Annotated in this window: 16 protein-coding genes; 7 read left to right on the top strand and 9 right to left on the bottom strand. The window is 71.5% G+C overall.

Going from position 1 to position 23,951, the window contains the following annotated elements:
- Positions 1-7: 7 nt before the first annotated feature.
- From ACZ48Z_RS26185 to ACZ48Z_RS26165, 5 genes are all read left to right on the top strand, one after another.
- A complete protein-coding gene (locus ACZ48Z_RS26185) occupies positions 8-2,170 on the top strand; it encodes a GDSL-type esterase/lipase family protein (protein WP_468738320.1) in 2,163 nt (720 codons plus the stop codon).
- An 11-nt stretch (positions 2,171-2,181) separates the two neighbouring features.
- Positions 2,182-3,627 carry an alpha-L-fucosidase gene (locus ACZ48Z_RS26180; RefSeq protein ID WP_468738319.1) on the top strand — a complete coding sequence of 482 codons (1,446 nt, stop codon included), beginning with the start codon at positions 2,182-2,184 and terminating at the stop codon, positions 3,625-3,627.
- Positions 3,628-3,632: 5 nt separating this feature from the next.
- Positions 3,633-4,574, top strand: coding sequence for a hypothetical protein (locus ACZ48Z_RS26175; protein ID WP_468738458.1), 942 nt, complete (start codon positions 3,633-3,635; stop codon positions 4,572-4,574).
- The gene (locus tag ACZ48Z_RS26170) at positions 4,571-5,467 is read left to right on the top strand and encodes a beta-glucosidase (protein WP_468738318.1); all 897 of its coding nucleotides are present in this window, start codon (positions 4,571-4,573) and stop codon (positions 5,465-5,467) included. Before ACZ48Z_RS26175 ends, ACZ48Z_RS26170 begins: the two co-directional genes overlap by 4 nt.
- A gap of 65 nt (positions 5,468-5,532) precedes the next feature.
- Entirely contained in the window at positions 5,533-8,667 is a 3,135-nt protein-coding gene (locus tag ACZ48Z_RS26165) for an alpha-N-acetylglucosaminidase (RefSeq protein ID WP_468738317.1), read from the top strand.
- A 104-nt stretch (positions 8,668-8,771) separates the two neighbouring features.
- On the opposite strand, the gene ACZ48Z_RS26160 is transcribed toward ACZ48Z_RS26165, so the two are convergent.
- From ACZ48Z_RS26160 to ACZ48Z_RS26140, 5 genes are all read right to left on the bottom strand, one after another.
- A complete protein-coding gene (locus ACZ48Z_RS26160; protein ID WP_468738316.1) occupies positions 8,772-11,528 on the bottom strand; it encodes a helix-turn-helix transcriptional regulator in 2,757 nt (918 codons plus the stop codon).
- A 151-nt stretch (positions 11,529-11,679) separates the two neighbouring features.
- Positions 11,680-14,394, bottom strand: a complete 2,715-nt coding sequence (locus tag ACZ48Z_RS26155; protein WP_468738315.1) for an AAA family ATPase — start codon at positions 14,392-14,394, stop codon at positions 11,680-11,682.
- A 380-nt stretch (positions 14,395-14,774) separates the two neighbouring features.
- Positions 14,775-15,596 (bottom strand): SDR family NAD(P)-dependent oxidoreductase, encoded by an 822-nt coding sequence (locus tag ACZ48Z_RS26150; protein ID WP_468738314.1) that lies wholly within the window; start codon positions 15,594-15,596, stop codon positions 14,775-14,777.
- Positions 15,593-16,402, bottom strand: coding sequence for an alpha/beta hydrolase (locus tag ACZ48Z_RS26145; protein ID WP_468738313.1), 810 nt, complete (start codon positions 16,400-16,402; stop codon positions 15,593-15,595). The genes ACZ48Z_RS26150 and ACZ48Z_RS26145 overlap by 4 nt, the downstream gene beginning before the upstream one ends.
- A gap of 376 nt (positions 16,403-16,778) precedes the next feature.
- Positions 16,779-16,973: a hypothetical protein gene (locus ACZ48Z_RS26140; RefSeq protein WP_468738312.1), complete on the bottom strand. Its 195-nt coding sequence runs from the start codon at positions 16,971-16,973 to the stop codon at positions 16,779-16,781.
- 372 nt (positions 16,974-17,345) lie between these two features.
- Here ACZ48Z_RS26140 and ACZ48Z_RS26135 point away from each other — a divergent pair, with 372 nt between their 5' ends.
- Positions 17,346-17,828: a hypothetical protein gene (locus tag ACZ48Z_RS26135; RefSeq protein ID WP_468738311.1), complete on the top strand. Its 483-nt coding sequence runs from the start codon at positions 17,346-17,348 to the stop codon at positions 17,826-17,828.
- 233 nt (positions 17,829-18,061) lie between these two features.
- Here the strand turns inward: ACZ48Z_RS26135 and ACZ48Z_RS26130 are convergent, their stop codons facing one another.
- Positions 18,062-18,217, bottom strand: coding sequence for a DUF6131 family protein (locus tag ACZ48Z_RS26130; RefSeq protein WP_328752723.1), 156 nt, complete (start codon positions 18,215-18,217; stop codon positions 18,062-18,064).
- 204 nt (positions 18,218-18,421) lie between these two features.
- Positions 18,422-19,468, bottom strand: a complete 1,047-nt coding sequence (locus ACZ48Z_RS26125) for an Lrp/AsnC family transcriptional regulator (protein WP_468738310.1) — start codon at positions 19,466-19,468, stop codon at positions 18,422-18,424.
- A gap of 289 nt (positions 19,469-19,757) precedes the next feature.
- On the opposite strand from ACZ48Z_RS26125, the gene ACZ48Z_RS26120 reads away from it, so the two are divergent.
- Positions 19,758-21,122, top strand: a complete 1,365-nt coding sequence (locus ACZ48Z_RS26120; protein ID WP_468738309.1) for an MFS transporter — start codon at positions 19,758-19,760, stop codon at positions 21,120-21,122.
- Positions 21,123-21,186: 64 nt separating this feature from the next.
- Here ACZ48Z_RS26120 and ACZ48Z_RS26115 read toward each other — a convergent pair whose 3' ends face one another.
- Complete coding sequence (locus ACZ48Z_RS26115; RefSeq protein WP_468738308.1) at positions 21,187-22,887, bottom strand: alpha-amylase family protein; 1,701 nt, start codon at positions 22,885-22,887, stop codon at positions 21,187-21,189.
- Entirely contained in the window at positions 22,878-23,882 is a 1,005-nt protein-coding gene (locus ACZ48Z_RS26110) for a TIGR03885 family FMN-dependent LLM class oxidoreductase (RefSeq protein WP_468738307.1), read from the bottom strand. Before ACZ48Z_RS26110 ends, ACZ48Z_RS26115 begins: the two co-directional genes overlap by 10 nt.
- Between the last annotated feature and the right edge of the window lie 69 nt (positions 23,883-23,951).

The following is a 23,951-nucleotide window of genomic DNA, read 5'->3' as shown; positions in this document are numbered from 1 at the left end:
GACCGTAGTGCTCCGAGTTCTCGGACACCGAAGAAGACTGGCGGCCCTGGCCGCGGGCACGGTCGCCGTACTGGCAGGGCTGCTGCTCCCGGCGGCGCCCACGGCACAAGCGGCACCGGTGCAGCAGACACGGACGGGAACCCACGGGTGGACCGGGACCTGGGCCACCGCCCAGCACGCCGCCTACGACCCGGGCACCTCCGAGGTGACCGTGCGCATCCCGGTGCGGGTGAGCGCGGGCGGGTCCAGCGTGCGCATCCGGCTCACCAACGACTTCACCACCGAGCCGGTGACGATCGGACACGCGACCGTCGGCCTGCGTGAGGACGGCAGCGCTGTCACCAAGCCGCGCAAGCTGAGCTTCGGCGGGAAGAGCGAGGTGACGATCCCGGCGGGCGGGCAGGCGGCCAGTGACCAGGTACGGCTCACCGTGCCCGCTCTGAGCGACGTGGTGGTCAGCCTGTACTTCCCGGGTCGGCTCACCCACATCAGCCAGCACTGGATGGGCCTGCAGACCGTCTACTGGACATCCGACGGCGGCGGCGACCACGCCGGGGACGCCGAAGGAGGGGCCTTCACCAGGACCGACTCCACCTTCCCGTTCCTGACCGGGGTCGATGTGCGGGGTGGCAGTGCGGCCGGGTCCGTCGTGGCGCTCGGCGACTCCATCACCGACGGGGCGTCCTCCACGTCCAACGCCGACCGGCGCTGGCCCGACTACCTGGCCACCCGGCTGTCCGCCTGCACGACCCCCGCCGGAGTACTGAACGAGGGCATCAGCGGCAACCGGATCACCGCGGGAACGGACGGCAACCCCTCGGCGCTCGAACGGCTGGAGCGCGATGTCCTGACCCAGCCGAACGCCCGCACGGTGGTCCTCTTCGAAGGCGTCAACGACCTCAGCTGGGGTGGCGCCACCGGCGACCAGGTGATCGACGGCATGAAGGAGATCGCCCGGCGCGTGCACGGCCGCGGCATGCGGCTGATCGGCGCGACGGTCGTCCCGTACCGGGGCTGGGGCGACTGGTGGACCGAGGCCAAGGAGGCCGACCGGCAGAAGGTCAACGCGTTCGTCCGGGTCTCCGGCGGATTCCTCGACGGGTACGCCGACTTCGACCGGGCCGTACGCGACCCGGACGATCCCACCCGGTATGGCGCCGCGTTCGACTCCGGCGACCATCTGCACCCCAACGACACCGGGATGAAGGCGTTCGCCGACGCCATCGACCTTCCCGGCCTGCGCGTGGCGCGCGACTGCCCCTCGACCCGCGTCCGCCTCACCCCGTACCGGCCGAGTCTGGGGACCGGCGGCAAGGGCACGAAGATCACGGCGACGCTGACCAACGACGGCCGCACGGCCGCCACCGGACTCCGCACCCGGCTGGAGCTCCCGGCCGGCTGGTCCGCCGAACCGACGGGCGGCGAACGCCTGCGCACCCTCGGCCCCGGGCAGAGCACCACCGTCACCTGGACCGTCACCCCCGGCTCCGACACCGCTTGGGGCACCCACCCGTTGGGGGTTCGCACCTCCTACCACCAGAACGGCCGACCGCGGTCCGACGCCGACGAGGTGGACGCCACGGTCACCCCCGTCCCCTCCGGCGTACAGGCGCCGTACCGGACGACCGCGACCACCGGCGACGCCCAATTCGCGCAGAACGGCGGCCAGTTCGCCATCTGGGCGGGTGGCCAGGACCTGTCCGGCTGGAAGGACGAGAAGGCCGCCGTCTACCTGCCCGGAGCCGCACCCGCCGCCGGCTCCGTGACGGCCCGCGTCGTCGGGCAGACCGGCAGCGGGCCCTCCGCCAAGGCCGGGATCGCCGTCGCCAACGACCTGACCGCGCCCGAGAAGGGCGGCTACGCCGTCCTGACCATGTCCGCGCAGTTCGGCCTGGAGTTCCTGACCGACAGCGACGGCGACGGCCGCCTGGACACCTGGGCCGGCGGCGGCTCCTCCTACCACCCCGCCTGGCTGAAGCTCGTCCGCGACGGAACCACCTACACGGCCTACGCCAGTGCCGACGGGACCGCCTGGCAGCAGGTCGCCGCCGCCACCGTGCCGTCCGCGAGCGGCGACGGCGACGCGGGCCTGGTCGCGAGCGCCGTCAACCTCAACTACCCCGGCCAGACCACCACCGCGGTCTTCGACTCCTTCTCCACGACCAAGTGAGAGGCTCCCAAATGGCAGTCAATCGCAGGCACTTCATGACCACGGCTGCCGCCGTCGGCGGCGCCGTGCTCCTCGCCCCGCCCGGCACCGCCCAGGCCCTCACCGGCACGGGCCCGACCGGCAACGGCATCGCCGACTACCAGCCGACCAAGGCGTCGCTCGACACCCACCCGGTGCCGCGCTGGTACAAGGACGCCAAGTTCGGCGTCTTCGTCCACTGGGGCATCTACTCGGCCATCGCGGGCGCGACACCGAGAAGCGCCTCCGAGTGGTACCTGTGGTACCAGAGCACCAAGGACACCGCCGAGTGGAAGTACCACCGCGACACCTACGGCGAGAACGTCACCTACGACGACCTCATCCCGCAATTCACCGCGCAGAACTACGACCCGGACGCGTGGGTAAGGCTGTTCGAGCAGGCGGGTGCCGAGTACTTCGCGCTGACCAGCAAGCACCACGACGGATTTGCCCTCTACCCCAGCAAGGTGACGAACCGTCACTCCGTGGCGTACGGCCCGAAGCGCGACCTCGTCGGCGAGCTGATGACGGCGGCCCGCAAGCGCGGCACCGTACGACCCGGCCTGTACTACTCGCTCGGCGAGTTCTTCAACCCGTCGATCGGCCGGCCCATGCGCAACTTCTACACCGACAAGGAGATCCCGCTGACCGGCTACAAGCCGGTGACGGACTACGTCGGCGACTACGAGCTCAAGCAGCTGCACGAGATCATCGACCGCTACGACCCGGAACTGCTGTGGGCGGACGGACAGTGGTTCCGGCCCACCGGCAACCCGCCCTGGCGCAGCGAAGAAGCCATGGCCCACTACTACAACCGGGCCAAGAACCGTAAGCACCCCAAGGGTGTCGTGATCAACGACCGGTTCGACACCCACTTCGACTTCGCGACGTACGAGCAGCGCACCAACCCCACGATGGACCCGCAGAAGTGGGAGTGCTGCATGACCATCGGCTACTCCTGGGGCTACAACAAGCACGAGCCCGACGAGGACTACAAGACCTCCGAGTTCCTGATCCGGCTGCTCGCCGACGTGGTCAGCAAGAACGGCAACCTGCTGCTCAACATCGGGCCCAAGGCGGACGGCACGATCCCCGGCATCATGCAGGAACGCCTGCGGGACATCGGCGCCTGGCTGAAGGTCAACGGCCCCGCGATCTACGGATCGGCGCCCTGGGTACGGGCCGAGGAGGAAGGCGGCCCGCTCGGCATCCGGTACACCGTCTCCCCCGGCAAGTTCAACATCATCGCCCTGGGTGCGCCCAGCGGCACCCTCTCCATACCCGGCGACATCCCGATCAGCGCCACCTCCAGGATCAGGCTCCTCGGCACGAGCGGCACCCTGAGGTGGACCCGCCGTGACGGAAAGATCCACATCAGCGTCCCGTCGTCCCTTCCCAGCCGCATCGCCAACGTCTTCACCGTCGACTGGAACCGGTGAGCCGCATGGGAATCCGCAACGCGACCGAGTTCGACACCCTGGGGCCCACGCTCACCGTCACCACCGAGCCGGCCGAGCCCACCAGTGGCGACACGGTGACCGCAACGGCGGTCCTCACCAACGACTGTCCCTTCCCGCTCCGCAACGCCGTGCTCCATCTGATCGGCCCCGGCACCGTCACCGCGGCGAAGACCGTCCCGCTCGGCGATCTGCGGCGCGGCGCGCGAACCACCCGCCGCTGGGAGACGGCGATGCCGGCCGACGTGGCCGGCGACGTGGCGTTCTCCGCGCACCTCGTCTTCGACGTCGACAGCCGCAGCACCGACTGCGCACGGGCCGCGAAGACGTTCACGGTGCCCTACGTGCCCAACGGGGTGCGGGACCCGTACCGCACGTTCACCACCGCCGACCATACCGAATTCGCCCAGTACGGCAGCCAGTTGGTGATCTGGGCGGGCGGCCGGGACCTGTCCGGCGGCACCGACGAGAAGGGGGTCGTCCACCTCCCCGGCTCCGTCACCGAGTCGAGTGCCGTGCAGGTCGAGGCCGTCGGCCTCACCGGGACCGACAACCCCACCGCGAAGTACGGCATCGCCGTCGCCAACGACCTGACCGCGCCCGAGAAGGGCGGCTACGCCGTCCTGACGATGTCGCTGCGGTACGGCCTGGAGTTCATGACCGACAGCGACGGCGACGGACGTCTCGACACCTGGGCCGGCGGCGGCGGTTCGGCCCACCCGTCCTGGCTGCGGCTGGTCCGCTCCGGCACCACGTACACGGCGTACAGCACCACCAACCTGCTGTCCTGGACCGAGGTCGCGAGTGTCACGGTGCCCTCGGCGAGCGGGGCCATGGACGCCGGTGTGGTCGCCAGCGCGGTCAACACCAACTATCCCGGTACGACCGTCCGCGCGCTCTTCGACCGTTTCACCGTGGAGGAAGCGTGAGCCGCTACCGCCCCGAGGAGGACTTCCTCACGCCGCCCGTCTCGCTCACCTTCGAGCCGGCCGCGCCCGGTCCCGGTGAGTCGGTGACCCTCACGGCCGAACTCACCAACACCACCCGGATCGCGCTGCGCGGCACAGTGCTGTCCTTCTCCGTGGACGGCGGCGCCGGCCGCACGGTCTCCCTCGGCACGGTGGCGACCGGCCGGTCGGTGACCCGGACCTGGAAGACCCGGCTGTCCGACGACGCCGAGGGCGTGGTCCCGTTCGTCGCCCACGCGGTCTTCGACGTGCACGAGCACGGATCGGACTGCACCCGCGCGACCTCGCTGCTCCACCTCCCCTACCGGACACTGGCCGGCGCCTTCGACAACGCCGGGATCTCCTCCGACACCGACACCACCACCGCCGACATCGACGGCTCGCGCTCCAGCCTGTCCGCCGAGGCGCTCGCGTCGGCGGGACTCACCCCCGGCGCCTCGGTCACCTATGACGGAACCGCCTTCACCTGGCCGGACACCGAGCCGGGCAGCAAGGACAACGTGGTGTCGCTCGGCCAGAGCGTACGGCTGTCCGGCACCGGCAGCCGGCTGGCCTTTCTCGGCACCAGCACCTGGGGCGCGGGCCGGGGCACCGGGAAGGTCGTGTACACGGACGGCACCGAGCAGGACTTCTCCGTGGACGTCCCCGACTGGTACGGGGCGTACGCCTCCGCGGCGGTCGTGCTGCCGTACCGCAACCTTCCGTCGGGCCGCGACGACAGCGCGGTCAGCCTCTTCACCTCCGGCGTCGATCTCCAGGACAGGGAGTTGCACTCCGTCGTGCTGCCGAAGGTCGGCGACGGCGTGGGCAGCGGTGGTCCAGCCCTGCACATCTTCGCGATGACCGTCGCCTGATCCGAGCCGCGGTGCGGCCGAGCCGATCTGAGCACGAAGATCCGGAAAGTCTTGAGAGGAACGTCATGACAGGCAATCAACCCCTCAGCCGCAGAGGTCTGTTGACGGGAGCGGCCGCGTTCGGCGGTGTGGTGCTGCTGTCCCCGCCGCAGGGTGCCCACGCGGCTCCGGGGGCGGTCGGCCAGGCCGCGAAGCCGTTCGACACCACCCCCGCGTCGGTGGCGCTGCGCCGGCTGCTGCCCGATCACCACCGTCAGGTCACGCTCCGCGCACTGGCCCCCGGCGGCGCCGACCGGTTCCGTGTCACCGGCCGGACCGGTGCGATCACCGTGCAGGGCACCAGCCCGGCGGTGCTGCTCACCGGCCTCCACACCTATCTCGGGCGGGCGGCGAAGGCCGACATCTCCTGGAACGGCGAACAGCTGGACCTGCCCCGGCTGCTGCCCGCCCCCGACGGGGAGATCACCGCGACGGCCAACGTGCCGCACCGGTTCGCCCTCAACGACACCAATGACGGCTACACCGGGCCGTACCGCGACTGGGACGCCTGGGAACGGGAACTGGACGTCCTCGCTCTGCACGGTGTCAACGAGGTCCTCGTCTACACCGGTGCCGACGCCGTCTACTACGACACCTTCCGCCAATTCGGCTACTCCGACGCGGAGTTGCGGGCGTGGATACCGGCTCCCGCCCATCAGCCGTGGTGGCTGCTGCAGAACATGTCGGGGTTCGGCGGCCCCGTCTCCCGACGCCTCATCGAGAAGCGCGCCGACCTCGCCGCGAAGATCACCGACCGGCTGCGGGACCTGGGCATGACCCCGGTGCTGCCCGGCTACTTCGGGACCGTGCCCGACGGGTTCGTGACGCGGAACGGCGGTGACGCGCGGGTCGTGCCCCAGGGCGACTGGGGCGCCTTCAAGCGACCCGACTGGCTCGACCCGCGCACGACGGCGTTCGCGGAGGTCGCCGCCGCCTTCTACCGCGCCCAGTCGGGGCGCCTCGGCGACAGCTCGATGTACAAGATGGACCTGCTGCACGAAGGCGGAAACCCGGGCGACGTACCCGTGGGAGAGGCCGCGAAGGCCGTGGAGGCGGCGCTGCGCAAGGCCCACCCCGGCGCCGTCTGGGCGATCCTCGGCTGGCAGAACAACCCGAGCAGGGACATCCTCGACGCCGTCGACAAGTCCGGGATGTTCGTCGTCGACGGCCTCTCGGACCGCTACACCACGGTCACCGACCGGGAGAGCGACTGGGGCGGCACCCCCTACGCGTTCGGCAGCATCTGGAACTTCGGCGGCCACACCCCGATGGGCGCCAACGCCCCCGACTGGGTGGAGCAATACCCGAAGTGGCGGGACAAGGACAACAGCGCCCTGGCCGGTATCGCCGCCATGCCGGAGGGCGCCGACAACAACCACGCCGCGCTGGCCCTGCTCACCGACCTGGCCTGGACACCCGGCACGATCGACCTCGACGACTGGTTCGCCTCGTACGCGGTGTCCCGGTACGGCGCCGCGGACCCGCACGCCCTCGCCGCCTGGCAGACCATCCGCGACACGGCGTACGGCATGACCCGCGCCGACGCCTGGAGCGAGGCACCGGACGGACTGTTCGGTGCCCGCCCGAGCCTGGGCGCGAACAAGGCCGCCGCCTGGGGTCCGGAGGCGGACCGCTACGACACCACCGTCTTCGACCGGGCGCTGACCGAACTGCTGCAGGTGGCGCCCGCGTTGCGCGACAGCTCGGCCTACCGGTACGACCTGGCAGACGTGGCCCGGCAGGTGCTGTCCAACCGGAGCCGGATGCTGCTGCCGCAGATCAAGGCCGCCTACGACACCGCCGACCGCGCCCGCTTCGACGAGCTCACCGGCGTCTGGCTGGACTGGATGAGGCTCATGGACAAGGTGCTGGCCACCAGCGGGCAGCACCTGCTCGGCCGGTGGCTCGCCGATGCCCGCTCCTGGGGCGGCACGAGGGCCGAGAAGGACCAACTGGAGTACGACGCACGGTCGATCATCACCACCTGGGGCGGCCGGGTCAGCAGCGAGGAGGGGCTGCACGACTACGCCAACCGGGAGTGGTCCGGGCTGGTCGGCGGCCTCTATCTGACCCGCTGGAAGACGTACTTCCAGGAACTGTCCCGGGCCCTGAAGGAGAACCGCGCCCCGAAGGCGATCGACTGGTTCGTGCTGGAGGACAACTGGGCGCACCAGCACGACACTTACCCGACGAGGACCACCGGTGACGTCCACAAGCTGGCGCGGCGGGTGCACGACGCCCTGGCCGCCGACCCGCACCAGGCCACGCTGACGGCGTCCTCCCCCAAGGGCGCGGTGACGGAGGGCGGTGCGGTCACCGTCACGGTGGCGTTCACCAACCGAAACGGGTTCGCGCCGGCCACCGGGGTGACGCTGTCCGTCCAGGCGCCCAAGGGGATGACCGCCAAGCCGGTGGGTGCGGTGACCTCCGCTTCGGTCGCGCCGGGTGAGTCGTTCTCGGCGGACTTCGAGCTGACGCTCACCGGCACCGTCACCGACCTGGTGACCCGCGTCCCTGCCACCGCCACCTACCGCAGCGGCGCCTCTGCGGGCTCGCCCAGGGGGACGGCCGCGGCGTCGGTGCGGCTCATGGCGGCGACGGGGGTGCGGGAGCCGTACCGGACCGTGAGCTTCAACGACGCCGTGTTCGGCCAGTCCGGTTCCGCGCTCGCCATCGAGGGCGCGGGCGCCGACCTGTGGGCCGGCACCAACCAGTTCGGTGCCATCCACCGCGCGGGGGCGTTCGGGGCCGCTTCCACCGCCACGGTGAAGGTGGTCTCGCAGGACAGCACCGGCGGCTGGGCCCGAGCCGGGCTGATCGTGCGCAACGACCTGTCGGCCGACGGCTCGCCCGGGTACGTCAACCTGGCCGTGACGCCGTCCAACGGATGCGTGCTGTCCTGGGACTCCGGTGAGGACGGGAGGTTCGACTCGATCAAGATGGCCGGCTCCTTCACCGCACCGGTGTTCCTGCGCCTGACGCGCGCGGGCTCCGCATACACGGGTGAGGCCAGCACCGACGGCACGACGTGGACCACCATCGGCACGGCCACACCGGGCGGCGCCGCCGGAACCCAGGACGTGGGGGTCTTCATGACGGCGGCGAACGGCTGGACCAGCGCTCGCGGGATCGCGGAGTTCCAGGACTTCACGGTCTCCTGACCCCGGCCCGCCCGGCCCGGCTGTGCAGTGCGGTGGTGCGGCCTCGATCCCATGTCCCGGACCCGGTTCGGCCTGTGCCGAGCGCCTTGAACGGCACCCACGGCTCAGCCGTCGGCCGGGTCCGGTTCGCCGATCGCGCGAGGTATCTGCCTCCGGGAGGTGATGCCGAGCTTGCGGAACACCTTGTTCATGTGGAACTCGACGGTCGAGGTGGTGATGAACAACCGCGTCGCGATCTCCGCGTTGGTCAGCCCCGAGGCGGCCATGGAGCCCACCTGCCGTTCCCGCGGCGTGAGGTCGGACCTGGTCTCCTCCGTCCGCCTGCGGGCCGTCTCGCCGGTCGCCAGCAACTCGGCCCGGGCACGTTCGGCGTACGGCACCGCCCCGAAGGTGTCGAAACTCTCGTACGCGGCGCGCAACTGTGTCCTGGCATCGGAACGCCGCTTGCGGCGACGCAGCCATTCGCCGAACAGCAGCCGTGCCCGGGCCTGCTCCAGGGCCATCGGGACCGATTCCAGCACGTCGACCGACTCCCGGTAGCACTGCTCGGCATCGTCGCCCTCGGCCGTCAGAGCCCGGCCGAGAGCCAGGGTGCCCAGTGCCCAGGGAGTATCGGCGAGCGGGGCGCGTTCCTCCAGCCGGGCCAGGGCTGCGCCCGCGCCGGCTCGGTCACCGACCCGTACACCGGCCTCGATGAGCAGGGGAAGAACGAGGTTGCCGCAGGCCGGGGGGTCGGCCTCGAAAACCGCTCGGGCGTGCCGCATCGCCTGCCGGTAGCGTCCCTGCCCCAGTTCGAACAGACTCAGCGCGTGCTGCGCCAGGAGCTGGAGCAGGCCGTGGCCGCTGCCCCTCATCTCCGCGGTCCGCCGCACCGCCGCCCGCAGTTCGGCCTCCCGGCCGGTCAGGGCGAACAGGTGGAGGCGGTTGATGTCCCCGCCACCGGGAAAGCCGGTGTCGGCCGCGATGTCGTCGAACTCGGCGTAGCGGACCTCCGCCCGCGTGAACCGTCCGTCCCAGAGTTCACAGCGTGCTTCGACGAGCAGCGTCATGCTCAGCGCGTACAGCGCGCCGGCGTCACGGTCCGCCACCGCCAGGCGCTCGGTGAGTTCGCGCCCGGCCCGGATGTCCCACAGATCGTCACAGCCCATGGCCACCATCACGGCCAACGGGCTGTTCGTGTCCCCGAACTCGCCGCCGTTCCGCAGCCGGTCCAGAGCGGTGCGCAGCATGGGCGCGCCGTGCTCATAACCCTCGGCGACGCGACGGGCCAGGCCCTCCATCAGCAGGTCACGGCCTGGCGCGGCCGTGTCCGGGGCGCGTGGCACGGCGACGACGGCCGCCGCGACGTCGGCCAACGACGTGCCCTGCGTGCAGCCATGGGCGACGAGCGCGGCGTGCAGCGCTTCACAGAGCAGTTCCCAGGTCAGCCGTGGGTCCTGCGGACCGAGCCTGGCCACGGCGTCCATCAGCATGGCGGGGACGTCGGCGACGCGGATCTTGAACATCTGTGCGGTGGCCCGCATGCGCAGCTCGCGTGTGCGCATGACCGGGCCACGGATGTCGGCCCCGGCCAGGTCGAGCGCGGTCCGTGCCGCCGATGCGTCGCCCGACATCAGATGGGCCTGCGCCGCGTCGAGCAGCCGCTCGGTCCGTTTGGCCGGGTCGCTGGTGAAATCAGCGGCGCGCGACAGGAAGAGGGCCTGCTGGGAGTAGCCACCGCGGGAGCGGGCTCGTTCGGAGGCGGCCTCAAGGTCGGCGGCGACCTTCTCGTCCACTCCCTCGCAGGCCTCGGCCCGGTGCCAGGCACGGCGGTCGGTGTCCCGCACGGAATCGCAGGCGGCGGCGAGTGCCGCGTGCGTCCGGCGGCGCTCGCCGGGTTCGGCGCCGGAGTACACCGCCGAGCGGATCAGGGGATGCCGGAAGGCCGTCGGCAGCCCACGGCCGAGGATGCCCGCGGCGACCGCCGGCTCGACGGCGCGGGGCGAAAGGCCCAGCCTGCCGGCGGCTCGCCACATCATCCCCGTCTCGCCCGGGGGAGCCGCCGCGAGCAGCAGCAACAGGGTTCCGGTCTCCGGCGGCAGGGCTCGGACCAGGCGCTGGAAGTGCTCTTCCAGCAGACGGCCCACCGGCAGCGGATCGGGGAGGGGGGCGATCCCGGACAGCTGCTCGGCCGTCAGGGCGTCGGCGAGTTCCAGCAGCGCGAGCGGATTGCCTCCGGTGCCGACGACGATCCGGTCGGCCACGGCCGGGTCCACCCGCCGGGTACCGGAGGAGAGCAGGGCCCTGGCCTCCGCCTCGGGCAGGCCGGTGACGGAACGCACGCTGAGCGCGTCGAACAGGCCCGTGCCCGCGAGCCCTTCACGGACGGCGATGATCAGGCCGAGGGAGTCGGCATGCAGCCGACGGGCGGCGAACGCGAGCGCCTCGGCCGACTCCCGGTCCAGCCACTGCGCATCGTCCACCAACAGCAGCAGTGGCTGATCGGCGGCCACCTCGGACAACACGGTCAGCGTCGCCAACCCGACCAGGTAGCGGTCCGAGGGCAGCCTCGACGCCAGGCCCAGAGCCGCGTCCAGTGCGGCCCGCTGCGGGTCGGGCAGCCGGGCCACCCGGTTGAGGAACGGCCGCAGCAGCCGGTGCAGCGCGCCGAAGCCGAGACCGGTCTCCTGCTCGACCGCGGTCAGCCGGACCACGCGCAGTTCGGCGGCCTGGGCCGCGGCGTACTCCAGTAGCCGGGTCTTGCCGATTCCGGGTTCGCCGGTCAGGACCATGACGCCGCTCAGGCCGTCACGTACCGCGTCGAGCAGCTGTCCGACGGCTTCGCGTTCGGCGTGACGGCCGACCATGGCGACCGTGGCCACGGGTCGGACGGTTGCCTGCCGAGCTGCGTTCCACACCACGGGACCGCTCCCCCACTCGTCGATGCCCTCCGCATGGGCCCCTGCTCGGGGACACCTGCGTGGGGAACGCTAGAGCGACGCGTACGCGTCGGCGAGCGTCATGTGACGGTGGTCAACGCAGTGCGCTGACCACCGTCCGCAGCTCGGCGCGCGAGACCACGCCCAACTTGGGAAAGATCCGATGCAGATGCGAGCTGACGGTGCGGTGCGACAGGTAGAGCCGCTGGCCTATCTCACGGTTGGTCAACCCCTCGGCGGCGAGCTGCACGATCTGCAGCTCGTGGGCGGTCAACTGGTCGCGGGCGTCCGGGGCGCGGCGGCGGCTGGTCTCACCCGAGGCGCGCAGTTCCTGCCTGGCTCTCTCCCCCCAGGGGATCGCGCCGAGCGCGTCGAACATGTCACGGGCCGCCCGGAGGTGGTCACGTGACTCGACGCTGCGCCGCCGACGGCGTAGCCATTCGCCGTAGAGCAGATGGGTCCGGGCCCTGATCAGCGGCCAGGCGGTGAGGTCGGCGCCCAGCGCGGCCGCGAAGAGCGGGTCGGCGTCCTCGTCGGCGGCCAGCAGGGCCCGGACCAGACGAAGGTCTGCGTGCAGCACCGGTGCGGGGGTCACCGTGGCGACCTCTTCCAGCTCCGTGACGATCGGGAGCACGGTTTTCAGTTGCCCGCAGTGGGTCGCGGCGTCGACGAGGTCGCCTACGGCGGTCAGCCGCAGGGCGACCTGGAAGGCGGGATCCGCCGGATCGTGAAGCCGGCGGAAGTGGCCGAAGGCCTCCTCGAACCGTCCGGCGCCCAACGCGGCCAGTCCGCGTGCCATCGACGCGGTGGCCAGCACCGGCCGTGCCCCGGCCGGAAGGCCGATCCCCTCCGCTTCCTCGGCCAGCCGCAGGGCGGAATCCACCTCACCGCGCAGCGCGGCCAGCTTGGCCGCGGTGGCGGTCATCAACCCGTACATCATCGTCTGGCTGGTCTCGCGCGCCAGCCTTCGTGACTCCTCGGTGGCGGCGATCGCCGCGCCCAGGTCGCCGACCACGAGGGCGCTCCACGCGTCCGCACCGACCGTTCGGGCCAACAGACCCAGGCGTCCCTGAGCTCGCAGCGGCGCACCGCCGGCCGCTGAGAACGCCCGGGCCAGGTCGAAGCCTCCGGCGAGCAGTGACGCGGTGCTGAGCATGCGGTACGTACGGCCGTCGTCGCCCTCCTTCGGCTCGACGTGCCGGGCACGGTGCAGAAGGAACGACCCGCGGTCGATCGGGGCGGCGTAGGCGCAGATGGCCAGCCGCCACGGATCGCGCTCGTCCAGCTCCATCCGCTCCACGGCCTGAAGGACCTTGTTGCGGCCGTCCGGGCCCGGGTCGGACCAGAAGCACAACTGCGCGGCGCTCCACAGGATCCGCAGGGCCAGCGCGTGGTCCTCCGCGGCCACCTCCTCGGCCAGTGCCGTCAGGGAGATGGCGCCGGACGCGTGGCTGTGGAGTCCCTCGTCGAAGCTGCCGCGCAGCCAGACGACGGTGGCGTGCTGCCGCCGTGACAGCGGCCCGGTGAGCGCCTGGTCCAGCAGTCGGGTCACGGTCTCGGGGCGACCGAGTTCGACGGCGAAGTCGGCCGCGCGCAACAGGCGTTCCGCCCGACGGCCGGCGTCCTCGCTGAGCCCGGCGGCCTGTTCGAGAGCCGCCACGGCCGCCGCGATGCCGCCGCGGCGTGCGGCCCGGTGGGCGGCGTCCTCCAAAGCGGCGGCGATCGACTCCTCGGGCCTGTCGGCCGCGGCGGCCCGGTGACGTACCTGTCGGTCGGGATCCTGGTCGAGTACGGCGGCGAGGGCGGCGTGCGTGGCATGGCGGATGCCGGTGGGCATGGTCTGCTGGATCGCCGACCGCATCAGCGGATGCCCGAACCGCACTTCGGTACCGACGACTTGGACGAGCTGGACGCGCACGGCCGGGTCGAGGTCGGCGGGTCCGGCCGCCGTGCCCGTGAACTCCCGGGTCGCGCGGTAGATCTCGGGGAGCGACCCGCTGTCGTTGAGGGCAGCGATCCGCAGCAGATCTCGGGTGATGTCGGGCAGGGTCTCCAGGCGGTCGGTGAAGGCCCGTTGGAGCCTTTCGGTGAGGGGCAGCCGGGAGATGTGCGGATCGGGCGACGCACCGAGGGTGCGCGACAGTTCGGTCAGTGCCAACGGGTTGCCGGCCGCCTCGGCCAGCAGCCGGCGATGCGCGGTGGGACGCAGATCCGGGGCGCGGTCCGCGAGGAGCTGCGCGGCCTGGCCGTCCGTGAGCGGGTCCAGGATCACGGAGGTGAGCTCGTCGGAGTTCAGCCGCGACCGGTATCCCTCCCGAGCGGCTCCCACCATGACGACCGGCTCGGTGCCGACTCTGCGCGCCACGAAGGCCAGGACGTCGGCTGTGGCGTCGTCGAGCCACTGGACGTCGTCGGCCAGGACGAGCACCGGTGCGACCGCGGCCGCGTCGGCCAGGAGGTTGAGGACCGCCAGAGCGACCAGGAAGATGTCGCGGACACCGGCTCCGGAGTGCCCGAGCGCGGTGTCCAGAGCCTGTTGGTGCGAGGCGGCGAGCCCGGCGCGTCCTGTCCCCAACGGACGGAGGACGCGCTGCAGACCGGCGTAGGGAATCTCGCTCTCGGCCTCTACGCCACTGGTGCGCAGCACCCGGTAGCCGAGCCGTTCGGCGGAAGCGGCGGTCGCGGCGAGCAGCGCCGTCTTCCCGATGCCGGGCGCCCCGCGGACGAGCACCGCGCTCCCGTGGCTCAGTGGCTCGGCCAGGAGTCTGCGCAGCAGGTCCAGCTGTTCGTCCCGGCCGACGAGATCCACGTTCCCCCCACCAGCCGGGTCCCCCCGCTCGGTCTGCCTGGAAGGTCAGGGTACTGCGCCGCGGCCGACGATCCGGGGGCGAACCCGGGATGCGGGTGACTGTGCCGTCTCCTCGGCCCAGGAACACACGTCGTCCGCGGGGCGCTTCCGCTCGACAACCGGGGAAAGCCCCGGCTGACCACAACAGCTCGGCCGGGTGGCCGTGTTGGAGCACCGGTCCGCCAACTGCCGCCGCCACGACCGAGACCGCGCGGCACCCGGAACTTGGGTTTCATGGACGGACGGGACCGCACCCGTTGGCACGGTCCCGTCCGCTCATCGCATGTGCAGGCCTGTCGACGCCAGAGACGTACCGCAGAGGCATACGTCAGAGATGTACGTCAGAGGGCGTCGATCATGCCGCCGTCGATCACGAAGTCCGCGCCGGTGATGTTCCCGGAGCGCCGGCTCGCCAGGTAGAGCACGGCGTCGGCGACCTCGGCCGGGGTCGTGAACCGGCCGGTGGCCGCCGCGCCGGCGGCGTTGCGGGCCACCTCGACCGGATCGACTCCCAGCGACTGCCCGACGGTGGCGGCGACGCCACCCGCGCCTTTCCACAGCGCGGTCTCCACCGGACCGGGACTCACCGTGTTCACGCGGACGCCCTCCCGCCCGACCTGCTTGGACAGGGCTTTGCAGAAGTTCGTCAAGGCCGCTTTGGCGGCACCGTAGTCGATGACCAGAGGATCGGGCAGTCGGGCGTTCACCGAGGAGACGGTGACGATCCGTCCGTCGCCGCTCGCGATCAGGTGGGGCAGCGCGGCACGGGTGGCCCGCACGGCGGACATGAAGTTGATGGTGAGGGCCCACTCCCAGTCGGCGTCGGACACGGCTTGGAAGCCGTCCACGCGGGGGCGCACCGCGCCGACGTTGTTCACCAGCACGTCGATGCCGCCGTGGACGGCGACCGCCTCCGCGACCAGCCCGGCCGGGGCGTCGGGATCGGCCAGGTCGAGCTCCACGACGGTGAGTTCAGCACCGCCCTTGACCAGGGCGTCGAGGGCATCGGTGCGGCTCCTGGAACCCGCGACGACGCGGGCACCGGCGCCGAGAAGACCCTCGACGACCGCCAGACCGATCCCGCGCCCGGCGCCGGTGACCACGGCGCTCCTCCCGGCCAGACCGAGGTCGAAGACGGAGGGCCCGACGGTGCTCGACGTCATCGCGCGACCTCCGGGTTCTGCCGTCCCAGCCAGGTCAGCACCGTTTCGGCGACCTCACGCCAGCCGCCGTCGATGGTCAGGGAGTGCCCCCGATCGGGAAAGCCGATGATGTCGGTGACGGCGTCGGAGTGCCGGTACTGCTTGAGGGTGGCGCGGGTGACGGTCTCGGGAACGGTGTGGTCCTTGCCGCCCGAGATCAGCAGCAGCGGGCCGCGTCCGGAGTTGTCGGTGGCGACCTTGGCCGGGGAGTGCGGGTTGAAGTTGGCCGCGGCCGCCTCGTAGAGCGGCTTGCCCGGGGCGGGGATGGTCCAGCGTTCGTACAGTGCCGCGGATTCCTCCTCGGAGACCGCGTTGCCGAAGGCGAACCGGAACTGCTCGGCGGTCAGGGACACCGCACGGCGCTTGTTGGCGGGGTTCCGGAACACCGGAAGCGTTGCCTTGAGCGCCGACAGGGGCAGCGGCAGGACTCCCTTGATCTGTGCGGCGTCGATCGCGACGGCCGCCGCGGCGCGGTTCTGGCCGAGCAGTTTCTGCGCGATCATGCCGCCGAACGAGTGGCCGATCAGGACGGGCGGCGCGGGCAGTTCGGCGATCAGTGCCGCGTAGTGCTCCACGACTTCGTCGATTCCGTGGTCGGCGATGCTCTCCGGGTTCGCGCGCGCCTCCGCGACGGTGTCGGGATCGCCCGGCCAGCCCGGGGCGGACGGCTCGTAGCCCTCCTGACGGAACAGGTCGATCCACGGCTGCCAGGAGGTGCTGTGCAGCCACAGCCCATGGATGAAGTAGACGGGGATCGGCGCGGTCATGGCTCAGCCCTCCGGAGTGGCGAGTGTCGTTCCTGCAGTGGTTCACACAACCCGGTTTCCGGCCTGTTCGAACCGTGGTGACACCCCAGTCCTTCACGACAGCACGCGGAACGGCCCAGAATCCCGGCGCCGATCCGAAGCGACTCCAGTGGGGCCTCGTGCCGCCGACACGGGCGACAGAGCTCCCATCCGGTCCGGTGTGCCGACGGCCGGCTGCTCCGAACCACCCGTCCGGCGCGAAATGGCAGGTCCGGGTTCCGGCCGTCGGATCGGCATCCGGTCGCCTCTACGACGGCCGCTGCGTGGCGGCTGCCCCGCATGAACGGGACGGGCGCCAAGGCCGCCGTCCGACCGCCGGACAGGCCCTCGGGCGGAGTCACCCCTGAGAGGAAGAGCCGATGACTTCGATGCGGGCGGGCATCACGACGGAGGCCGACGACCCGAGCAGCGCCGCTTCGACATCGTGCACCGTCCATAGCCTGTGCCGCGCGGGCAACGTCTTCGGAATCGCCGCGACCAGGTTCGGGCCGTCGCCACCGGCAACGCCGCCCGCCCCGGCCTGAACCGTCACCCTGACGGTCCATCAGGGTCGGCTGGGGGTTGAGGCAGGGGCATCACCGATAGCCGTCGCCCGGTCGCGGCCAGCAGGCTGTTGGTCATGCCGAACACCACAGCCGATGCCTCCCGCCCCTCTCGTGCCCGCCGCGCAGCGGTGACCCTCGCCGGGGCCGCGGCCCTGGCAGGCCTTGCGGGGCTGTGCACTCCGAATCTCGCGTACGCCGGATCGAGGGCCGAAGCCGCCACCGCCCGGTCCGCGGCCGATTTCAGTGACTGCCCGCCACTTCCCGCCGGGGCGGATCCGGTCCGTTGGAGATGTGAAGTGCACACCGCACAACCGAAGTTGGCGATGGGGAAGATAACTTTGACTCTCGCCCCGATCACCATGACACACGCTGAGGGGCCGATGCCGGACGGCACCGAAGGGCAGGTGTGGGGTGCGATGCATACGGTGCCCACCGCCGTTCCGGGCGGACTGACCGGTGTTGCGGCCGGTGAGTACCCGCGGCAGCTCCGGCTGGCGATCAAGGCGGAGTACGGTGGCCGATCCGACTTCTACACCGGGCAGTTCAGTCTGCGCTTCCGGCTCTTGAATCCGCTGCTGTCGAAGGACTGCACCATCGGGGCGCGTGCGCCGATCGACTTCCGGCTGAAGCGGTCGGGCCCTTCGGAGTGGGTCTCACAGGATCCGCCCCTGATCAAGTTCTCGGCATATGACGACACCTTCGCCGCTCCCGCCGCTGCGAACTGCGGGCCGCTGACCGCGCCGCTCAACAGGAGGCTCGGTCTCCCGGCGCCGAGCGGAAATCTCATGGCGTACGACGCGACCTACACGTTCCGGACGTACGACCAGCTGCCGACCCCCTGAGGGGCAACGCCGGGCAGCAACGGGCTGCACGCGTGTCCGGTGATGCCCGTGGGGGTTCCCCGCGCAGCCGGGACGGGAGCCGACCGTACGCCGATGATCCGTGCCCCATGAGAAGGGGCGCCCGCGTTCGAGCCACCGGCCGGACGTCGCTGCGGGGGCCTCTGAGAAGAGGCCCCCACGGCAGGGCGCAGCGCGACGGCCTGCCGAGCGCCGTCGCGTTCAGGGCTGCTGCGTCACCAATAGTGGCGTCGGCCGGCGACCGCGTGGCCCATGGACCCCATGATCCAGAATGCCGCTCCGATCACGGCGAGAATGATGCCGAGGGTCCACAGGATCGATATGCCGGTGAGGAAACCGATGACGAGCAGGATGATGCCGAGGGCGATCATGACGTACCTCCTGGCGTAGTCCGTTGCGTGTCTGTCGAGTGCCCCGAATCCGCGAAGTCACCCCACCAAAGTCTTCGGGAAGCGAGCGCTGATGGTCCGTCCGACTTGATCCCACCCCGGCCGGCCGGGGTCTTGCAGTTGTTGTCGATCCTGCTCGGAGAGTCGACGGATCCGTGGGTGCCACCGCGCCGGGTGCGGCCCTGCTCAGCCGGTCCGCAAGGTCGCAGCGGCCTTGTAGGTGCGCAGCACCGGCGCGGTCTCGATTCGCGCGATCGCCTCCAACGCCACCTTCCGGGTCAGATAGTGGTGCAGTCCCTCGGCGTCCCGGCACAGCGCGTGCGCGACCAGGTTCGTCGGGCCGGTCGTCGCCGCGACCATCGCCAGTTCCTCGTGCCCGGCCAGCGCGGTGGCGACATCGTCCAGGTGGGCGGGCGCCACCTGCATCCACAGCACCGCTGAGACGGTGATGCCCAGCAGCGCCGGGTCGACGTCCAGGTCGAGGAACAGCGCACCGCGCGCACGCAGTTCGGTGAGCCTGCGGGCCACCGTGGACGCGGTCGAGCCGGTCGCGGCAGCGAGGTCGGCGTAGCTGATGCGGGCGTCCTCGCGCAGTGCGTCCAGCAGCCGCCGATCGGCGTCGGTGAGCAGGTACACGGGAGCCGCCGGTTCCAGCCCGGCGTCTGCCGTCCGCCGGCCGTGGGCCGCCGCGGTGGTGTGCGCGGGAGCGGCGTCCGGTCCGGGGCCCGCACCGCTCTCGGCGCGCAGCCGCGCCTCCTGTACGGCGTCGAGGGCGTCGACACGGCCGCGCCATGCGGTAGGCCCGCCGAAGTAGGTGTGGAGCAGGTAGTGCGCGGAGACCGCGGTGATCCCCGCCGTGCGCGGGATGTCACGAAGGAGCAGCGCGTGGGCGTCCGGGCCTGTGGGGTTGGTGTGGATGATCGCCACGATTTCGGTGCCGCCCGAGGTCAGCCGCACCCACGAGGTGTCGGGGCGGCGCGCGAGCGCGACCGCGATGTCATGCGCGGTACGCGTCGCGGCGGTCAGCCGAACGAACCACTGGTGGGTGCCGGAGCTGCGCGGCGCGGGCAGCGCGACCACGCGAAGACCTCCCTCGGCGTACAGGCGGCGGTAGCGGCGCACCACGGTCTGTGTGGAGGAGCCGAGCACGTCGGCGACGAGCGTGAACGGCGCCCGCCCGTCCACCTGCAGCGCGTGGATCAGGCCACGGTCCAGGTCATCCAGTACGAGCATATTCACCAAACTAGTCGAACCTCATGGAAGTAATCACCTATCCGTTGTCCAGGGATGGATGTAGATGCGGGAGCGGCGGCACGGTGGTCGCCGGACGCCTCACCGGGGCGCCCGCCGTCCCGGACACCGCAGGGGAGAGCGCATGTCCCGCGCCACGCACCGCAGCACACCCGCCGACCCGCGCCGGCAGCCGGGCCCCGCGACCGAGTCCGTGCCTGGGCCTGGGCCTGGGCCTGGGCCTGCGGAGCCTGAGCCCGCGTACCGGTGGCGGTGGCTCGCCCTGGCAGCGGTGCTGGTCGCCGAGGCCATGAACCTCCTCGACGCGACGATCGTCCAGATCGCCGGCCCTGTCATCCACACCGACCTCGGCGGCGCGAGTGCCGACATCCCGTGGTTCAGCGCCTCGTACACGCTCGCGTTCGCGCTCGGCCTGCTGACCGGCGCCCGGCTGGGCGACATCGCGGGCCGCCGCCGTGTCTTCCGTATCGGCGTCGCAGCGTTCGCCGCCACCTCGCTCGCGTGCGCGCTCACCCCGAACGCCGAGGCGCTGATCGGACTGCGCGCACTGCAGGGCGCCGCCGCGGCGTTGATCATCCCGCAGACGTTCGGGCTGATCCGTGCGATGTTCGACGGCGACGAACTGCCCAAGGCGCTCGGCACCATCGGCCCGGTCATGGGCCTGTCCGCGGTGCTCGGGCCGGTGCTGGGCGGTGTCCTGACGCACGCCGACCTGTTCGGGTCGTCGTGGCGCGCGGTGTTCCTCGTCAACCTTCCCCTTGCCTGCGCCGTGCTGGCGATCGCGCCACGGCTGCGTGAGGACCGCGCCCCGTCCCGCCCCCGCCTCGATCCCGCCGGGACCGTACTGGCGATGACCGGCACCGCCCTGGTGGTGTGCCCGCTGGCCACCGGCACCCCGGGCCCGATGGCGTGGGCCGTCGCCGCGGCCGGCAGCGTCGTCCTCGCCGTGTTCGTCGCCCAGCAGCGCCGTACCGCCCGCATGGGCCGGGCTCCCTTGATCGAACCGGCGCTGCTGCGCGGCCGCGCGTTCCCTGCGGCGCTGGCCACCTCAACGCTGTTCTTCGCCGTCATGAACGCCGTCATGATCACCGTGGTGCTGCACCTGGAACTGGGCCTCGACCGCGGTCCGCTCACCGCGGGCCTGACACTGCTGCCATGGTCGGCCGGACTGGCCGTCGGGTCCTGGGCCGCGGGGGCCCATCTGGTCCCGCGCTACGGAACCCGCGTCATGCACGCGGGCCTCGCCACCCTCGCCACCGGCCTGGCCGGGGCCGTCCTCGCCTACCGGGTGAGCGGCCCCGGCGCGTACCCCGTGGCCTTGCCGTTCGCACTCGCCGTCGCGGGAGTGGGCACCGGCTTGTTCACGCCACCGTTCTTCACCACCGCGCTGCGCGGTGTCGGGCCGCAGGAGACGGGCTCCGCCGCGGGACTCCTGAACGCGGTCCAGCAGCTCGGTGGCACGCTGGGCGTCGCGGTCGTCGGCGGCGTCTACCTTGCCGGCGCGGACGCGCCGCGCGCCGCCGCGCAGGCGGCCCTGGCCACCGCCGGGGCGATCCTGGCCGCGACCGCGATCGCCACCGCCGTGATGACCTCCCGCCGCGCCACCACTCCCCCGACACCGCCGCCGCACTCCTGAGGCGTGAGCTGTACCGCCGACGTCGATGAGGGGGAGGCTGTTGTCCTCAGGGGAGACGGGCGGGTCAGGCGCAAGCGACCCTTTCGGGGTCGTCCGCCGGGGTGCCGACGCGGAGCCACCGGTAGCCGTAGGCAGGCAGGTCGACGCGGAACAGACCGTCCTCGGACACGTTCAGAGCGGTGTGCTTCTCGTCGAGCAGGTCCGTCAGGTGCCCGCCCTTTCCGGCCTCGTGGATGTCCAGCCGTACGGTGAGGGGCCGGTCCGCGAAGTTGTGCACGGCCAGTACCGTGCCTTCGCCCGCACGGCAGACGTGTGCCAGCACCGCGTGCTCCCCTGTCTCCACCAGGCGGTAGTCACCCCAGGCCAGTTCGGGGGTCTCCCGGTAGCGTTCGATGAACGAACGCATGCGGCTGAGCAGTGAGCCGGGGTCACGGCTCTGCTCGTACACGTTGACCTTCCGGGGACCGAAGGCCCCGTCCACCAGCGGATTGGGGAACGCGTCCGGCGCGGCGGTGGAGAACCCCGCGCCCTGCTCCGGGGTCCACTGCATAGGAGTGCGTACGGCCTGACGTCCCTCGGCGGCGAGGTTCTCGCCCATGCCGAGTTCCTCGCCGTAGAAGAGCACGGGGGTGCCCGGCAGGGTGAACAGCAGGCTGTAGGCGAGTTCGATGCGGCGCCGGTCGCCGTCGACCATGGGCGGCAGCCTGCGGCGCAGTCCTCGGTCGTACAACTGCATGTCCTTTTCCGGGCCGAAGGCCGCGAACACCTCGGCTCGTTCGTCGTCGCTCAGTTTGTCGAGGGTGAGTTCGTCGTGGTTGCGCACGAACATCGCCCAGTGGGCATCGCGCGGAGCGGCGGGCCGGTCTCGCAGCGCGGTGGCCAGTGGCCGGGCGTCCTGACGTGCCATCGACAGGTACATCTGCTGCATGGCGACGAAGTCGAAGCACATGGTGAGTTCGTCGCCGCGGTCCGAGGAGGGATCGCCGAAGAAGCGGGTGGTGTCGTCGTAGGGCAGGTTCACCTCGCCGAGCAGCACCGACTCGCCGTTGCGACGGCCGAGGAAGGCACGCAGGTCGGCGAGGTATTCGTGCGGGTCGGGCAGCGCCCCCGCGTCGCTCTGGCCGTCGGTCTCCAGCAGGAAGGGCACGGCGTCGACCCGGAAGCCGGACAGTCCGAGTTGGGTCCAGAACCCCATGATGCGGGCTATCTCGTCGCGGACCTCGGGGTGGGCGACGTTGAGGTCGGGCTGCTGTTTGTAGAAGCGGTGCAGGTAGTACTGTCCGCTGCCCTCGTCGTACTCCCACAGGCTGTCCTCCGCGTCGGGGAAGACCACGCCCTTGGGACCGTCCGCGGGCGGCTCGTCCTCCCAGACGTACCAGTCGCGGTGGGCGGAGTCGCGGCCGGAGCGGGCGTCCTGGAACCAGGGGTGGTCCTCGGAGGTGTGGTTGACGACGAGGTCGGCTATCACGCGGATCCCGCGGTCGCGTGCGGTGCGGACGAACTCGGCGAAGTCGCCGAGGGTGCCCAGGCGCGGGTCCACCGCGTAGAAGTCCGTGATGTCGTAACCGTCGTCGCGCTCCCGCGTCGGGTAGAAGGGCATCAGCCACACGCAGGTCACGCCGAGCCGTACCAGGTGGTCGATACGCTGTGTGAGTCCCGCGAAGTCGCCGATCCCGTCCCCGTTGCCGTCCTGGTACGTCTCCACGTCCAGGCAGTACACCACCGCGTTCTTCCACCACAGGTCGGATGTGCGTGTCAGACGCATCGGTACTCCTTCGCCGTGGCGGGAATCGGGCGGGTCACGTCGAGGTGCGGCAGTACGTCGGCGCCGAACGCGTCGATGAACGCGGTCTGTTCGCGGCCCACGTGGTGCAGCATCACCGCGTGGAAGCCTAGGTCGGCGTACTCCTGGAGCCGGGCGGTGTGGCGGCCGAGGTCGGAGGAGACGTCGACCGTGCGCGCCACCTCCTCAGGCGTGACGTGCTCACTGACCGTGTCGAACAGTTCCGCGGAGTCGAGGTCCCAACTGACCGGCGGCGCGTGCACGTTGGTCCGCCACTGGTCGTGGGCGAGGGCGAGGGCCTCGTCCTCGTCGGGCGCCCAGCTCAGATGCACCTGGAGGTGGAGGGGGCCACGGCCGCCCGCGTCCCGGTACGCGTCGATGATCTCGCGCAGCCGCTCTCGCGGGGCGTTGACCGTGATCAGGCCGTCGGCCCACTCGGCGCACCAGGCCGCCGTCGCGGTGCTGCACGCGGCTCCGATCAGGGGCGGTACGTCCGGCGGCAGCGTCCACAGCCGGGCCCGGTCCACGTTGACCAGCCCGTCGTGGCTGACCTCCTCGCCCCGCAGGAGCGCCCGGATGACGTCGACGCACTCCCGCAGCCGCGCGGTGCGCACGTCCTTGCGGGGCCAACCGGCGCCGGTGATGTGCTCGTTGGATGCCTCGCCGGTACCCAGCGCCACCCAGAACCGGGCCGGGTTCATGGACGCGAGCGTGGCGACGGCCTGGGCGACGACCGCGGGATGGTATCGCTGGCCGGGGGCGTTCACCACGCCGAACGGGACCTGTTCGGTCGCCTGGAGTGCGGCTCCGAGCCATGCCCAGGCGAACCCGGACTCTCCCTGGCGCACGCTCCACGGGGAGAAGTGGTCCGAGCACATGGCGGCGGTGAAGCCCGCGTGTTCCGCACGTACCACGGCGTCGAGCAGATCCGCGGGCGGGACCTGTTCGTGCGAGGCATGTAATCCATAGACAGTCATGCCAAGCGGCTACCCCCCGAACGGTCCTCCACCGAACGCCGCCATACGGACGTCGGCGTGGTCGGGAGG

This window comes from Streptomyces sp. NPDC031225 (genome assembly GCF_055570355.1).
The sequence above is the reverse complement of the archived record's forward strand: the minus strand, read 5'-3'. Positions and strand labels throughout refer to the sequence as shown.

Bases quoted from the DNA above. Each gene is read 5' to 3' on its own strand.
- ACZ48Z_RS26180 (WP_468738319.1), top strand. From the start codon at position 2,182: ATGGCAGTCAATCGCAGGCACTTCATGACCACGGCTGCCGCCGTCGGC.
- ACZ48Z_RS26175 (WP_468738458.1), top strand. From the start codon at position 3,633: ATGGGAATCCGCAACGCGACCGAGTTCGACACCCTGGGGCCCACGCTC.
- ACZ48Z_RS26165 (WP_468738317.1), top strand. From the start codon at position 5,533: ATGACAGGCAATCAACCCCTCAGCCGCAGAGGTCTGTTGACGGGAGCG.
- ACZ48Z_RS26150 (WP_468738314.1), bottom strand. From the start codon at position 15,596: ATGACGTCGAGCACCGTCGGGCCCTCCGTCTTCGACCTCGGTCTGGCC.
- ACZ48Z_RS26145 (WP_468738313.1), bottom strand. From the start codon at position 16,402: ATGACCGCGCCGATCCCCGTCTACTTCATCCATGGGCTGTGGCTGCAC.
- ACZ48Z_RS26135 (WP_468738311.1), top strand. From the start codon at position 17,346: ATGACACACGCTGAGGGGCCGATGCCGGACGGCACCGAAGGGCAGGTG.
- ACZ48Z_RS26130 (WP_328752723.1), bottom strand. From the start codon at position 18,217: ATGATCGCCCTCGGCATCATCCTGCTCGTCATCGGTTTCCTCACCGGC.
- ACZ48Z_RS26125 (WP_468738310.1), bottom strand. From the start codon at position 19,468: ATGCTCGTACTGGATGACCTGGACCGTGGCCTGATCCACGCGCTGCAG.
- ACZ48Z_RS26115 (WP_468738308.1), bottom strand. From the start codon at position 22,887: ATGCGTCTGACACGCACATCCGACCTGTGGTGGAAGAACGCGGTGGTG.
- ACZ48Z_RS26110 (WP_468738307.1), bottom strand. From the start codon at position 23,882: ATGACTGTCTATGGATTACATGCCTCGCACGAACAGGTCCCGCCCGCG.